Source organism: Paenibacillus sp. J31R109, from assembly GCF_059692055.1.
This window is the reverse complement of record NZ_JCAUAR010000019.1, coordinates 60506-75212: the sequence shown is the minus strand read 5'-3', so window position 1 is coordinate 75212 and position 14707 is coordinate 60506. Positions and strand designations below refer to the sequence as shown.

Annotated in this window: 12 protein-coding genes; 1 reads left to right on the top strand and 11 read right to left on the bottom strand. The window is 46.4% G+C overall.

What is annotated here, in order from left to right; translation table 11 throughout:
* Positions 1-5: 5 nt before the first annotated feature.
* Entirely contained in the window at positions 6-1202 is a 1197-nt protein-coding gene (locus AC58QT_RS30435) for an epoxide hydrolase family protein (protein ID WP_497412269.1), read from the bottom strand.
* Between the two features lie 346 nt (positions 1203-1548).
* On the opposite strand from AC58QT_RS30435, the gene AC58QT_RS30430 reads away from it, so the two are divergent.
* Positions 1549-2136, top strand: coding sequence for a CGNR zinc finger domain-containing protein (locus AC58QT_RS30430; RefSeq protein ID WP_497412268.1), 588 nt, complete (start codon positions 1549-1551; stop codon positions 2134-2136).
* Positions 2137-2219: 83 nt separating this feature from the next.
* Here the strand turns inward: AC58QT_RS30430 and AC58QT_RS30425 are convergent, their stop codons facing one another.
* From AC58QT_RS30425 to AC58QT_RS30380, 10 genes are all read right to left on the bottom strand, one after another.
* Positions 2220-3332, bottom strand: coding sequence for a stalk domain-containing protein (locus tag AC58QT_RS30425; protein ID WP_497412267.1), 1113 nt, complete (start codon positions 3330-3332; stop codon positions 2220-2222).
* Between the two features lie 172 nt (positions 3333-3504).
* Positions 3505-4962 carry a sulfatase-like hydrolase/transferase gene (locus AC58QT_RS30420; RefSeq protein ID WP_497412266.1) on the bottom strand — a complete coding sequence of 486 codons (1458 nt, stop codon included), beginning with the start codon at positions 4960-4962 and terminating at the stop codon, positions 3505-3507.
* 38 nt (positions 4963-5000) lie between these two features.
* Positions 5001-6350 (bottom strand): glycoside hydrolase family 27 protein, encoded by a 1350-nt coding sequence (locus AC58QT_RS30415; protein WP_497412265.1) that lies wholly within the window; start codon positions 6348-6350, stop codon positions 5001-5003.
* A gap of 89 nt (positions 6351-6439) precedes the next feature.
* Positions 6440-7621, bottom strand: coding sequence for a hypothetical protein (locus tag AC58QT_RS30410; protein WP_497412264.1), 1182 nt, complete (start codon positions 7619-7621; stop codon positions 6440-6442).
* A 153-nt stretch (positions 7622-7774) separates the two neighbouring features.
* Positions 7775-8644 carry a carbohydrate ABC transporter permease gene (locus tag AC58QT_RS30405; protein WP_497412263.1) on the bottom strand — a complete coding sequence of 290 codons (870 nt, stop codon included), beginning with the start codon at positions 8642-8644 and terminating at the stop codon, positions 7775-7777.
* Positions 8641-9528 (bottom strand): ABC transporter permease, encoded by an 888-nt coding sequence (locus tag AC58QT_RS30400; RefSeq protein WP_497283434.1) that lies wholly within the window; start codon positions 9526-9528, stop codon positions 8641-8643. The genes AC58QT_RS30405 and AC58QT_RS30400 overlap by 4 nt, the downstream gene beginning before the upstream one ends.
* A 34-nt stretch (positions 9529-9562) precedes the next feature.
* Positions 9563-11098 carry a type 2 periplasmic-binding domain-containing protein gene (locus AC58QT_RS30395; protein ID WP_497412262.1) on the bottom strand — a complete coding sequence of 512 codons (1536 nt, stop codon included), beginning with the start codon at positions 11096-11098 and terminating at the stop codon, positions 9563-9565.
* A 14-nt stretch (positions 11099-11112) separates the two neighbouring features.
* Positions 11113-12582, bottom strand: coding sequence for a sulfatase family protein (locus tag AC58QT_RS30390; RefSeq protein WP_497412261.1), 1470 nt, complete (start codon positions 12580-12582; stop codon positions 11113-11115).
* 65 nt (positions 12583-12647) lie between these two features.
* Positions 12648-13403, bottom strand: coding sequence for a sugar phosphate isomerase/epimerase family protein (locus AC58QT_RS30385; protein ID WP_497412260.1), 756 nt, complete (start codon positions 13401-13403; stop codon positions 12648-12650).
* Entirely contained in the window at positions 13354-14487 is a 1134-nt protein-coding gene (locus AC58QT_RS30380; RefSeq protein ID WP_497412259.1) for a Gfo/Idh/MocA family protein, read from the bottom strand. Before AC58QT_RS30380 ends, AC58QT_RS30385 begins: the two co-directional genes overlap by 50 nt.
* Between the last annotated feature and the right edge of the window lie 220 nt (positions 14488-14707).

Genomic DNA, 14707 nt, shown 5'->3' with positions numbered 1-14707 from the left:
TCCGTTTAGCGCAGTGTTTTGAATGCCGTACGAAGCTCTGAAGTCACGAATTCTGGCTGCTCCCAAGCTGCGAAATGTCCGCCTTTAGGAAGTTTGTTGTAGTGGATCAGATTCGGGTAAGCTTTCTCTGCCCAACTCTTCGGTGCTTCATATAGCTCATCTGGATAGACACTTACCGCAACCGGAAGTTTGACGCCTTTGATGCCGAAGAAGGAAATACCGGACTTACCATTCTCCCAGTAGATACGAGACGCGGAAACGCCAGAATTCGTAAACCAGAAGAGTGAAATGTTGTCAAGAACATCATCGCGTGTTAATCCTTCTTTGACTCCCGCGAAAGATCTCGCGATCAAGGCAAGGCTTTTCCAATCATGGTCAAGCATAAAGGCAGCCAAACCGACAGGTGAATCTACGAGTCCAGTCAGCGTCTGCGGGCGAGTTCCCATCATCGCGGCGTAGGCGAATTTATTTTCAAGAACTTGCTGGCATGCTTTCAGCTCTTCTTCTGAGAGTCCGGATGGCAGCGGGTTCCCTGACCAGATAGCCGCATCAACTTCTGCAGGAATGACGCCAGCCATGTTCGTGTGAAGGCCGATTAGTCCTTTTGGCTCTTGAACACCCATGAAATCAACGACAATCGCACCCCAATCGCCGCCATGCGCCACATACTTCGTATAGCCAAGACGAGTCATCAGCTCTCCATAAGCACTCGCGATGCGTTTAGGATCCCAGCCAGTTGTGGTTGGTTTGCCTGAGAATCCGTAACCAGGCATCGAAGGAATGACCACGTGGAAAGCATCCTCTGCACGTCCACCAAATGCCGTAGGATTAGTCAGCGGTTCAACAAGCTTCATTTGCTCGAAAATCGAACCCGGCCATCCGTGAGCAATGACAATCGGCATCGCATTCTCATGCTTGGAGCGAACGTGGATGAAGTGAATGTCCAGACCATCAATCTCGGTAATGAAATGTGGCATCGCGTTAATTTTAGCTTCTATCTTGCGCCAGTCGTATTCATTCGCCCAATAACGTGCAAGTTCTTGAATAGTGGCAAGCGGTGTTCCTTGGTCGTGGTTGTCTACAGTTTCCTTCTCAGGCCATCTAGTCGCGTTAATACGTCTACGCAGATCAATAATTTCTTCCTCTGAGATATGGATGTGAAATGGACGAATTGCGGTGTTGTCAGTATTTGTTTGTGTCATGTTTGTAATCTCCTTTTTGTTTGGTCTTGGATGTCGTTTTTGCGTGGAAATCGCTGAGAAAGTTCAATTAAGTAACCTTCTAAAATACTTTTGTTTGTTACGAGTTGTACTATATCACGAACTAAAAACAAAAACAAGTAACCCTCTAAAAATATTTAGAAGGTTACTTACATGAACTTTTACATACTATAGAAGCAAACTGAACATAACTATTGGTATGATAGCTGCCTAAGTCGTTACCAAGCATCACTTTCCTACACCGCTCAAGCCGTTAAGACACTAGCTTAGGAATGCTTTGAGTGTTACAATTAAACCATTCCACATAAAACAAGGGAGTTGCGGCGCGATGTTATGGGACGATTTTATGAAAAGCGACTATCACGATTGGAAAGGCAGTGGCCATTCGGAAGACCGACTGGACAAGCCCGGATGGCTAGAACAGTGGCTCGCTATCCACAACCTTCCCTATCCTGGCACTCCGTCAGCGAAAGAATTCGATGAACTGAGACAGTTGAGGGGACACATCCGTCATATCGTCGAAAAACTGACGGTATCTGAGTCCGCGGACCCCGCTAATCTAGAAGGTCTCAATCGGGCACTGTCCGGCGGACCGATGTATTTGCGTATCGCGGAATCGGATTCTGATTTTCGCCTAGAATCGATTCCTTTGCAAGCTGGCTGGTCCCGTATCGGCGCGGCCGTGGCCACTTCCTTCGGTCGCATACTTACAGATTGCGAGCCCTCTCGCTTGCGCATTTGTGAAAACTCAGATTGCCTAGCCATCTACTACGACGAAACCCGAAACCGTTCCAAACGGTTCTGTGATGATAAAGTGTGCGGCAACTTGATGAAGGTCCGTCGTTTCCGTGCACGTCAAAAAGCCGCCAAAATTGGCGGCTCTCCAACACCGGAATCATCCGATATGATTCAGTAAGGGTGACTTCGTGTAAGACATTAGCTCGTTCTCCCCAACTGTTGATGCGGTGGAACGAGCTATTTTCCAACTAGAAAGAGTCATTAATTCTTAGGATCGAGCGTCAAGTCGATATTCGTGAAATAGAGCGTCTGCAATCCTTCGTAACCGGAGTCTGTGCCGATAATGACGTAGACTTCGCCAGCCGCGTTACTTTTCACTTGGAAAGTGCGTTCGAAGTTTTTCAACTGGAATCCACTTTGCTCAGCGTTCGGCTTGGCGATATTGCCAAGAACGGCTACCTCTTTGCCTTCGGTCGATTGATTGCCTTTATCGAGATTTAGACGATAGTAAGGCGTACCCTCCATAGCACTGTCCTTGATAACAGAAGGCTCTCTGTCAACAACGCCAGCTTTCACATAGACCGCAGAAGCAGAACCTCCCCCGATACCAAAAGAGCTCTCAGCTTCATTGGTAGCTATGTCGAATCGCAACTTCACTTCGTATTCCGTATTCGGTTTCAAACCTGCGCTACTGTCTAGCTTTTTGGACATATACATAAACAAGTCATCACTGCGGTTCATCCCGCTTAGCAACATGCCGTTAATTTCAGTGCCATCGCTCAGCTTAACTTTATCTACTTTCATGTTAATACGGAAATCCTCGTCTTGATAGGAGACAGGAAGATCAGCGACGCCCGTTTGCCAGCCACCGTCATCTTTTTTGAAATCGAAGTTGAGGTGAGTTTGCTGTGTATCATTTGGAATGGCGATAGACGCTGTGCTCGTCGCTGAATCCCACAAGGTTACTGCTCCCATTCTAGCTGTTAGTACCCTAAGCGGAGCGAAGGACATGTCGTTATTCAACACGGCAGGCGTCGTCAGCAAGAATGGCTCAAAGTCGCCAATCGTTCCGTGAGTTCTGTTCATCGTAAGCCGAATGACACTGTTTCCTTTAACTAGCTTCACTTGTTGCTGATTTCCGTCCCAACTAACATCCCAACCTAAACCTTGAGCAATTTCGCGGACCGGTACCATCATGTTCTCCCCCTCTAAATAAGGAGATGATGGGTTTGAACCCGCGTTAAGCGAGAATTTTTTGATAACGGTGTAACCCGATGTATGTTCATTGTTCATAGCTTGTACGGAAGTGCCAAGTACGACAGGAGTCAATAACACGGCAGCCATAGCAGTGGATGCGATTGTTTTTTTCAACATTTTAGTCAACCAGCCTCTCTAAGATGTATTCGGTATCTTAACGCAGACTAGTTGAAAATGGTTGCAGTAGGTTATTCGTTCCCCTGCAAGCTCCCCCTACTTATTCACAATTAGGACATCCTGGTTCCCTTGGAAGGCAGACGATGACTGATACTTACTACTAACTATAATCTTACGCTACCGGCAGATCTTTTTTTATCTTCACAACCTCATACACCGGCTTCCGCAATCCCTGAAGAAAGTCATCGATAGCTTGCCGATGCTCCTGAACAACAAGTTGTAATGAATCGCTATAAGCCAAATTATGCGTTTCATCCGGATCATTATTCATATCGTACAATACATAACGCTGCTCGGGCGCCTCAAGGTTATACTGGATAAACTTCCAGCGTTCCGACCTTGCCATCACCTGCATAGGTACACTATCTACGCTTTGCAGCCCCTGCACACTGAATGTAAATCTTCTCGCAACATGGGAATCTTCATCTCCGCTTCCGCTGCTGATTGCCGAACTGGACAGATCGTTGCCGGATATAGTAGCCGGCAGGTGCTCTAGCGCTCCCGTAAGTCCCGCAAGCGTAGGAAACAAATCTACATGATTGATCAGCTTGTCGTTGACTTCACCGGCAGGAATGACACCTGGCATCCGCATAATGAGCGGTATACGAGCCGAGGAATCGTACATCTGATTTTTAAGCCACAGTCCTTTTTCACCAGCCATATCCCCATGATCCGAAAAGTACACAACCAGCGTGTTCTCCGTGAGCTCAAGCGCGTCAAGCGTGTCCAGCAGTTGATTCACATTATGGTCCATCCAGCTAATGCTGCCATAATACCGGGCTCGCGCCAGTTTGTTCATCATCTCCGTATTCTGAAACCAGCCAGCTTGCTCTGCCATTTTATACACAACCGCATTGCTTTCCAACTCACCTGGGACGCTTTTCGGATAATCTATGTTCGCAGGATCATACATGTAATAAAAGTCTCTCGGTGTATTCCAATACCAGTGTGGTTGAACAAACGAAACGTGTAGGAAAAACTTTTCCGATTGATGATCCTTTAGGTACTGTACCGCCTCTTTCAGCATAATCGCATCGGTTTCCAATGACTCATCGTTCACTACTTTGCCATGCAGCCGTGAAGATTGTTTCCCTCCAGGACGAATATCTGTCATAGCATCAAATACCAGCTTGTCATCAGGATCAAATTGCGGTGGATCGGATGCTCTTCGCGCTTTAGTCTCCTCAGTAAAATGCTCTGTACTGTATCTGTAATCATAGCCGTATTCGTAAGACTCATGATTGGTATGCATTTTCCCAATACAAGCCGTCGTATATCCATGCTGCTTCCAATGATGCGCCCATGTCAGACTGCGTTTATCAAATACATGCGCGTTGCTGAGTTGGCCATGCTCCATTGGATATTGACCAGTGATAAAGCTTTGCCGGGTCGGGGCACAAATCGGATAAGCACAATACGCTTTCGTAAAAAGTGTCCCCTCGCTGGCCAGTCGATCCAAACCAGGAGTCCTAATAATCGGGTGGTTCGCACAGCCCATGATTTTGGCATTATGTTCATCTGACGTAATAACTAGGATATTCCAATTATTTGGTGTAATCGCAGCGGTCATTCCTATCCATTCCTTCCTTATATAAATTGAAAGCTCCCTCATTTTCTCCCGATAAAATGGATAAACAATACGCCGTTCGCATCAATCTGCGTTTCTATGGAAGTCCCGTCGTAGTTCATTGCAGGTTCTTCCCAAATATTCCGCAAAAGAAAGCTGGAGTCATGCGGTAATGCGAGCTCTTGCAGTGTAATCGCAACCAACTTCTGCTCTCCCGTTCGGTTAAAAACACCTATCCATCCCTCGTTGAAACTGTCCTGCTTCCAAGTAGACCATGCCTCGATTCCCTCGTTATGATAGACCCTAGTTCCCATGATGCCGTTTTGATTGCAAGCAATCATATCGGAATTTGTAAGTAATTCAAATGAAAACTCATCCGTTGTGGGAAGTGCACCTCCCATGAATAATGGAGAAGCAGCAAGGGCCCTCATCGTAATAAAGGTCAGCATTTGGCTGCGGCTTAGCCCGCTCATCCGTTCACTTCCTTTTCCGCTAAAAAACTCTTCCTGCGAAGATATGCTAGATTCCGCTTGCTGTTTCTCTTCCGGTCTCCACACACAGAGATGCCCGAAAGGAATCATATCCATATCCAGCCAAAAGCCTTCCTGACGAACATCATGAAATTCCAGCCACTTGTCGAATGCCCTGTCAATATCACGTTGATTGTCCCAGACATCTTTGGTTGTCCGCAGCATATTGGCGAGGCTATACATGCCTATTTGTTCAATGACCGTTTGGCCCCCTGGTGAAAGGCTCAGAACGATATCGCGTCCGCATTGCTCGATCGCTTTAACAATCGCTTCGATCTCACGTGGAAAACCAGTAATATCATCCGCTTTGATGAAATCTACACCCCAATCGGCGAGCTGACCGATCCAAGCGTTATAAAATTGTTGAGCCCCAGCCTTATCCATATCAATTCCATAGTTATAATGGCACCATGCACAGGTATCCGCTGTATTGGCAATGTCTGCAGCCCGATAAGGCGTACCGTAAATCGGCAGGTTCCTTTCTACGGCTTTGCGGGAAATACCACGCATGATATGAATACCGAACTTGATCCCCAGTTCATGTGTACGATCAATCAAGGGCTGCAGACCGTTCGGGAAATTACAATTGGAAGGTAAGTACCTTCCATATGCGTCTATACGAACATCAAGTGCATGCTTAGCTGTTGGAAATTGGTGACCCGGCTCTATGTCATATTCAGCAAACCAACCGTTGTCGACGACGAAATAGTCATAGCCAGCGGCCTTCAATCGCGCAGCCATCACTTCCAAATTCTCAAGCAGCACCGCCTCAGATGCCGCGCAACCATAACAATCAAAACTATTCCAGCCCATCGGAGGGGTGGGTGTTAAGGCATGCTGTTTCCTAGTTATCGTTTCCAAACGAATAAGCTCCTTTGTGCGCATAGGTTAGTTGAGTCCCTCTATCATAAAAAGCTCTCCCCCTGACGCACAGAGGAAGAGCACTAGCTTTATTGATAAGCTGTCGGAAGCGTCGTATACAATCCACCCGCTTTGTCTGTTGAGGTTACTTTCGTTTTCAAAAAGGTAACCACATCATTGATTCGTTTTGCGTTATATAACCAGTATATATAGTTCAGATTCAATTTGTCGTGACCGAAGTTATACAAATCGCTGATATTGGCAGGGATCGTTTTGGCATCATCTTGAAAATAATCCGCAGACTGTACAGCTGTACCGAGGGGGACGATGCCTGATAGTATCTGTCCTTGAACGCTGCTGTAATTCCAAGCATTCGCATAATAGGCATAAGCGCCAGGCGCGTTATTGGTTCCGATTAAGCTGGTGTTAATCGCGGAATAGGCTTTAATGTCTGGCCCTCCAGAACCAACGCCATGCGTACGTTCCGCTGCAAAAATTCCGCTAAGACTTTGTTGGGGAAAGTTGGTGAATTGAATGGTTACCGTATTCGGAAATGCGGCTTTGAGCGCGACAATTTCGTCGCTGATTGCATTGGCATAAACGGTATAATCAAAGGCTGGCGAAATGCTTTGGCTGTTAATATTTGCTGGTTGTTGGGACTGAGCCGTTTCTGATAGAATCACCGATTCCAACGTGCTGTTTCCGTTAAAACTCGTTCCAAGTGCGCCATACAGCGCCTTGATTCGATCGCGCACATGATCATTCCAACGAATCGGATTATAAGATCCAGTGGCTGTCTCATACACCCCACCGCCATAGTAACTGCCTTGGATATAAGCAGGAGTCGCTGTTTCCCCCTCACCGAATGCTTTGGTTTGAAGCTGAATCACCAATTTGGAAGGAACAGCAATGCCATTCGAGTCCGTCAAGCTCGTAAGATGGTTCAAATCCGCTTGAATTTCGGAGAAATCATAAACGAATTGGCCAGGTTGAGAAGAATTAGGAACTTCGAGTTCATTCCAACTATATTTCTTTTGAATGCCCCTGAATATTGGTGTGCCGTCCGTGCTTTTCTGGGTTAGCCAGGTATCATACTCCCCATTACTAATGGAAAGCTTATCGTTCGCCAATAGATAATGTCCTGGGTTCCAGTTAGTTAGATTGACTGTAGCATGGGCGGTGTTCGTTTTACCTAGCGGTGTCCCTCCGAAAGCCAATGTAGCTGCAGCGAGCGTAAGCAATGCGGTGGACCAAATCCTTTTCTTATTCATCCTATTCACCTCTTCAGTTTATTCCCTTATATACAACTTATCGAAGTTGTTTACTTGGTTTTAAACATCATAACTTCTTTTTGAAAAAGAGGGGATAGCAAAAAGGCTGGTTTGACTTTATCATTTTGTCTATAAAATGGTAAGCAACACCGTTCACTCTTTAATGGATCCGATGAGCGCACCTTTTGCAAAATATTTCTGCAGGAAAGGATAGACAGCCACTATAGGCAGCATAGCCACCAGAATCGCCGCCATTTTCACATTTTCCCCGATCGACGTGGCCATCTCTACCTCCAGTGAACTTTGGGATCCAACTTCAGCGGTACCTCCTACAACCATTTGACGCAACAATACCTGAATCGGCCATTTGCTGGCATCGCTCAGATAAATCACGGCTGCAAAGAATTCATTCCAATGATGAACCATGAAGAACAGTGAGAAGGTTGCCAGAATCGGCTTGGATAGCGGCAAAATAATAGAAAATAATATGCGAATCTCGCCTGCCCCATCGATACGCGCAGCTTCATCTAAGCTTTCAGGTAAATTTTGAAAGAACGTCTTCATGACAAGTACGGTGAACGCATTGGTAGCTCCCGGCAGCAGTAAAGCCCAATACGTATTGATTAAACCAAGCGACTTGATCAATAAATAGTGAGGAATCAACCCGCCTCCGAACAGCATGGTAATGAATACAAACATCAGCATCGTGCGGCGACCCGGCAACTTCTTCTTGGACAGAGCGTAAGAGAGCGTAATGGAAACTAACATATTTATGAGCGTACCTACGACAGTGAGATAGACCGAGTTGCCTAACGAGCGTATAAATCGATTCGTAGAAAAAAGGTACCTGTAGGCATCCAGCATGATGTCTTTAGGAATGAAATATAAATGTCCACCTGCCGATTCCAGCGTGGAACTGAGCGAAACCGCCAGCATGTATAGAAATGGAATCACTACCCCTAAACCTAGCAGGAGAAACATAGCGGCATTGCCGACATCAAAAAGGGAGGTTTGTCTATTCAAAATACCCCTTCCTCCCCCATCGATTTGGCAGCTTTATTAGCCAATAATACGAGTATCAAACCAACAATCGATTTAAATAGTCCCGCTGCCGTGGCAAAGCTATAATCCCCGCCAAGTAGTCCGACACGGTAGACATAGAGATCAAACACATCGGATACGTCTAAATTCATGGCGTTGGACATCAGAAAAATTTGCATGAAGTTCGATTCCAGCGAATGTCCTAGACGCAGCAGGAGCAGGATGACAATCGTGCTGCGAATACCAGGCAGTGTAACATGCCAAATGCGACGCCAACGCCCGGCACCATCCACTTTAGCCGCTTCAAATAATTCAGGATTTACCCCGGCTATGGCGGCAAGAAAAATAATCGTCCCCCAGCCTAGATCCTTCCATATATGCTGCATCACCATCATGGAGCGAAACCATTCATTGCTAACGAGAAAAGGAATGCCTTCTCCGTTACCTACATAATGGTTGATGACACCGGAAGGACCGAAGAACACCAATGTCATGCCCGCTATAATTACCCAGGAAATGAAATGCGGCAGGTACAAGATCGTTTGAATCAGCCGTTTATAAATCAACCACCGAAGTTCATTTAGCATGATAGCGATGAATAGTACGAATGGAAAATAAAAAAACAAATGATACAAACTTAGAAGCAGCGTATTCTTCAACAAGAGAGGAAAATCATCATGGGTCAGAAAGTTACGAAAGTGCTCCAAACCTACCCACTCGCTTTTAAAAACTCCCAAAAATGGACTGTAATCCTGAAAGGCAATCCATACCCCCCACATTGGAAAGTAATGAAAGACTAAGAAATAGATGATGCCCGGAGCGGCCAACGCATAGAGCCATGCATAACTTCTCCACTTTACTGCCATTCGCTTATACCTCTCTTTAACTAAGTTAGCCTATCTACTGCTTATACAGCTCCAATAGCTCTTTACCAATCTGATTACCGCTATTCTGTTGCCAAGTCGCAATTTCTTTCTGCACAACATCCCATCCAGCTTGCCCTGTCACATATTTGATCGCCGACGCATCGACCTTCTTCTCATGATCTGGGTTTTTCTGGTCCGTAGGTGAAATCAATCCAGAGAACGTATCGAGTACGCCGATTGTTTTGAAGCTGTCCAGAATACTACGTTGTAACTTGTTCACCTGTGGGTCCGTTGAATTCGCATAGTTATAAGGATCGAGTGGCCATAACAGCAGAAAAGTCGAGGGCTTCTCTTTCTCGCTAAGTTTCTCCTGTTCTGGTGTACGACTAACAATGCCATCTTTAATATCCGTGGAATGAACGCCTTTGATCCCGCCATTGCGGTAATACTCGTATTCCGGAGCCGCTTGGGCATTCAAAAATTCTACAATTCGCTCCGCTTTTTCCTTCGATACCGTAGAAGGAATCACCCAGGATCCGAAGAAGCCCAAGCTTTGATTAACGCCTTTCTTCCCGCCAGGACCTTCAATCGTAGGTAAAACAACCATTTCAGCCTTCGGGTCTACCGTCTTGAGCTTGTCATAGTTGTTGCTGCCTAGCAAACCTACATGGTACACAAGCGCTCCCGCTTCACCTGCAAGGAATTTATCTTTGTTTTGTTGATTCTTAAGCAGTGTCGCGTCTTTATTAATCAACTTCTCGCTCCATGCCTGCTTCAGCCAATCCAGATAATCCTTATATTCCTTCGTCTCCAAGGCGTAAACAGCCTTATCATTTTCAATTCGGTAGTTATTCGGCATGCCAAATGCAAACTTAACAGGTGCCATTCCGCCGAAAACAGACTTTGCATCATCTGCCTGCGCAGCAAACGTGACAAAAGGAATCGTTTTCCCGCCACCTACAGGGTCCTTATCACGGAATACCCGCAAGGCATTCGTCAATTCATCAATGGTTTTCGGTACGGTGAGGCCATAACGGTCAAGCCAGTCCTTACGCATAATAATATTGGCTGAACCATTCCCATAGGCGTATTGCGGTCGAGGAATCGCATAAATTTTATGATTAACACTGGAAGCTTTCCATGCCGTTTCGGGAATGTTTTGGTCCAAATTCTTTTTCCCTTTGACCAAGGATGTCAGATCGTAGAATGCGCCCTGTCTTGCTAATTTTTCAAATTTAGGGTCCTTGATCCCTGATTTTAAAAGGATTAAGTCATACTGGTCCAAGCTTGCCATCGTAACATTCAGTTTCTCGTCATAGGTTGAAGCCGGCACCAGTTCCATGGATAGCTTCACATTGTGCTTCTTTTCGATATATGCTTTCGCCTGATTACCTTCCATTGGAGGCTGATCCTCATAATGGATGGTCATCACTTTAATCGATACAGGCTCTTGTGCGCTTCCGCCAACTGCCGTAGCTGAGTTCTCTTTGCTACCGCTGGAGCAGCCCGTCAAGGCTCCAATACCTAATACAGCTGTGAGTCCTACATGTAACCATTTGCTCGCTTTCATTCCGTTTACTCCTCTCATAAATCTGGTGTACGGTTTGTTCCAATGGCGCACGCCGGGCCCCATTCCGCTAAAGCTACCGTCGGATATTGGTTAAAAATAAAATCCCCCGCATCCGCAGCTTCTCTCCACATCGCCATAAACAAAGATCGTTTTAGTTCCTGCATCTCTGGTGCATTCGCGATATTGCTAAGCTCGTGAGGATCTTCCTGCAAATCGTACAACTCATCGCAATCCGTTGGATTATATACCAGCTTATACCGTTCTGTTCGGACGATCCTTTGCATGTAGTACACTTCTACTCCGTTGCATTGTGTAAACAAAGCTTCCCTCCATGTTTCCGGCTCCTCGCCGTCAAACCATCTCGTCAAGCTAAGTCCCTTCGTATCCGCTGCAATGTACCTACTTGCGTCTGCTATGTCCAAGAAGGTCGGTGCAAAATCCATAATGCTTGTCAGCGCATCGATCTCCCTCCCCGGCCGTGCGATTCCGTTAGGCCAGCGTAGCACGCAAGGCAGTCTATATGTTTCTTCGAACGGACTGATCCCTTTTAAATACAAGCCGTGTGCGCCAACATTTTCACCATGATCAGATAAAAAGACCACTAACGTATCCTCAGCTTGACCAGTTCGCTCCAACGATTCAAGGACTTCTCCAAACAGATCGTCAACCATGGTGCAATAACCCCAGTAATGACGAATCGATTCTTTGACTTCATCCTCTGAAAGTTGATCCCAAATGTTACGCATCCGCCGGTAAATGGCCGGCTTATTTTGAAGCGAATCGTTGTAATTCGGCGGAAGCGGAATAAGGGACGGATCGTACATGCGTGCATATCTTTCAGGAATTTGAAAAGGATCATGAGGCCCCGTTACCCCTACATACATGCACCATGGTGTCTCATCTTTTGTAAGTTTATCCAACTGCTCAATCGCACGTTGTACCACCCGATAGTCTCTTGTATCCTCGTATTCCACTTGCGAAGTACCATAGAGCTTGTAATTGCCCCAACCAGGCCTTGCAATTTCCCCCTGCTGCCTCGGTCCATACTGGACCATGTCTTTTTCCCGCCAATCGTCTATGGTAAGACCCATCACCGCGTCCATTCCCGCTGTTACAAGAAGCTCTTCCCAGCCCCGATCTGCAGGATTTTCTTCTGCTGAAATATGCCATTTACCTGAAAAGTAAAGCTGGTATCCAGCAGACTTGAGACCTTCTGAGAATGTCGTAACGCCTGGAAAAAGCCCACGACGCAGCGCAGCAGCATTGCTCACATTATTATGGATGCCATGCTGGGAAGGATATTTTCCCGTCATGAAGGAGGCACGGGAAGGACAGCAGTGCGTCATTGTCGTATAGACACGGGTGAACATTAGGCCATCATTGGCTAAAGCTTGAACATTCGGCATCTGACAAGGATGATCTCGGGCAATAACGCCGGCCTGCTGTTGATCAGTCATGAAAATCAAAATATTGGGTTTGGCCACCTGTCCCCCTCCTTTATGAATGGACTTTTGCATTTTTACGTAAATACATATGCGAATAGTCGGAATTAATCCTGCGAAAGGCGTATTAACTGTGTATAGCTGACAGCTACACTGTCCATTGCCGACCCTTTACATTGATCCTGCTCGACTACGTACCATTCAATGCCGTGTTTCTCGCCCCACATAAGGATAGGCTTGAAATCAATGATGCCTGTTCCAATCTCCGTGAATTCCGGATTGTCCCCTGGCGTCATATCTTTTAAGTGAATATAAGGTATGCGATGAGGGTACTGCTGAATGAAAGTCAAAGGGTCAATCCCGCTCCTCTTTACCCAATACACGTCCGGCTCTGCATATATATCGCTGCCGTCAGTTATATCGCACATATAGGATAGCGCTGTTCCCCCATCCATACGCGTTTCAAACTCATAAGCATGGTTATGATAATGGATGCGCAGACCTTTTTCCTTCCCTTTATGAGCAATTTCATTTAAGACTGACTTCGCCTCCCGAAATCCTTGTTCATTGCGTAATCTTGGGGGCAGCGCCGGGCATATGAGGTCGCGCGTGTTGAATATTTCTGCCTCACCTATCACTTTATCCAGTTGATTGCTGAGCCGCTCGTAACCGACGTGCATGCCTGCAACGCGAAGACCTGTCTCAGCTACTACGGCTGCGATTTCACGCGGATCATGATTGTACAACTGGGCAGTCTGAACACCAGCCCAGCCCATAGCGGCTAATTCCCTTAGTACGCCTGCATAATCCTGTTCAAACTCTTTCCGTACCGTATGCAGTTGAATAGCGAATTTCTGTTTCAAGGCTCTCCCCTCTCTCCTCATCCAGCCTGACTTCTCTACCCACACGTGCAGATTCATACAACGCGCATAAAATACGGATCATGTCGACGCCATGCTCTGGACGTATAATTGGCTCCGCTCTCCCTTGCAGGACATCGATAAAATGATGGAGATGCTTGGCATGATTCCCGCCTGTCTTCGCTTTAGATAAATCAGGAATGGTCGTGCACATCGTGTCTGCGATTTCCGAGAACAACTTCACCTCTCCCTTGCGCAGCGAGAACCCTGCTTTGGTTCCACGCAGTTCAACGAAAGACTCCTCCTGCTCCACATTTGAGGCCCAACTAAATTCAAGCTGCAGCGTCGCTCCGTTCTGGAAACGAACATAGCCAGAAGCTAAATCCTCAACATCATACACGCCATCTTCTTTCTTCTCACCATATCCACTATGAATGGAATCCGACAAGCTTGTTTCGGCAAATTTGGTATAGGTTGCGCCAACTACGCTGACCGGCTTCGGATTACCCATTAGCCATATGGCGACATCAATGAAGTGTACGCCCAAATCGATCAGCGGCCCACCGCCGGATATCTCCCTTGTTGTGAACCAACCGCCTTTGCCAGGAATTCCACGTCGACGCAGCCAACCACAACGCCCCGTATACGCTTCACCTAACTGGCCTTGATCAATGAATCGTTTAAGAAACTGTACGCCTGGCGCAAATCGATTATTACGCATGGCCATGAGATGTTTGCCTGACTGGCTGGCAGCCTTCGCCATTTGCCGTGCTTCTTCCACATCGATGGCATCCGGCTTCTCGGTAAATACGTGTTTACCCGCAAGCAAGCCTTCAATTGCAATGCGAGCATGAAAGGCATTCGGTGTGCAGATATCAATAAAGTCGATATCCTCCTGCTTGATAAGCTCACGGTAGTCGGTATATACACTTGGTACATGCAACTCAAGTGCCGATCGCTTTGCTTTTTCGTAGACAATATCACACAGAGCGACAATTTCCACCTCAGGATGGGTGCGATAGGCTTCCAAATGAATGGCAGCTACTTGGCCGATCCCAATCACGCCAACTTTCAGTTTCTCTTTCATGCTCAATCCTCCTGTACCAAGGCAACCGGTAAAGCATAGTAATCTACTTGGAATTATTACTATCAGTGTAACGGATCTAGGTACCAATGGTAAATGTCATTTTGATTCCCTAGATTTAGCATTTTGTCTCCTTAAATGACCTATAGATCTAAGGTTTTACCCATTCATCGTTAGCAAAATGAACACTAAAAGCTTACTTGCTGAATGGTGCCTGATCATC

What these genes read in the sequence shown, in the direction of transcription:
- AC58QT_RS30410 (WP_497412264.1), bottom strand. Translation starts at nt 7,621, where the DNA reads ATGAATAAGAAAAGGATTTGGTCCACCGCATTGCTTACGCTCGCTGCA.
- AC58QT_RS30400 (WP_497283434.1), bottom strand. Translation starts at nt 9,528, where the DNA reads ATGGCAGTAAAGTGGAGAAGTTATGCATGGCTCTATGCGTTGGCCGCT.
- AC58QT_RS30435 (WP_497412269.1), bottom strand. Translation starts at nt 1,202, where the DNA reads ATGACACAAACAAATACTGACAACACCGCAATTCGTCCATTTCACATC.
- AC58QT_RS30395 (WP_497412262.1), bottom strand. Translation starts at nt 11,098, where the DNA reads ATGAAAGCGAGCAAATGGTTACATGTAGGACTCACAGCTGTATTAGGT.
- AC58QT_RS30380 (WP_497412259.1), bottom strand. Translation starts at nt 14,487, where the DNA reads ATGAAAGAGAAACTGAAAGTTGGCGTGATTGGGATCGGCCAAGTAGCT.
- AC58QT_RS30425 (WP_497412267.1), bottom strand. Translation starts at nt 3,332, where the DNA reads ATGTTGAAAAAAACAATCGCATCCACTGCTATGGCTGCCGTGTTATTG.
- AC58QT_RS30430 (WP_497412268.1), top strand. Translation starts at nt 1,549, where the DNA reads ATGTTATGGGACGATTTTATGAAAAGCGACTATCACGATTGGAAAGGC.
- AC58QT_RS30420 (WP_497412266.1), bottom strand. Translation starts at nt 4,962, where the DNA reads ATGACCGCTGCGATTACACCAAATAATTGGAATATCCTAGTTATTACG.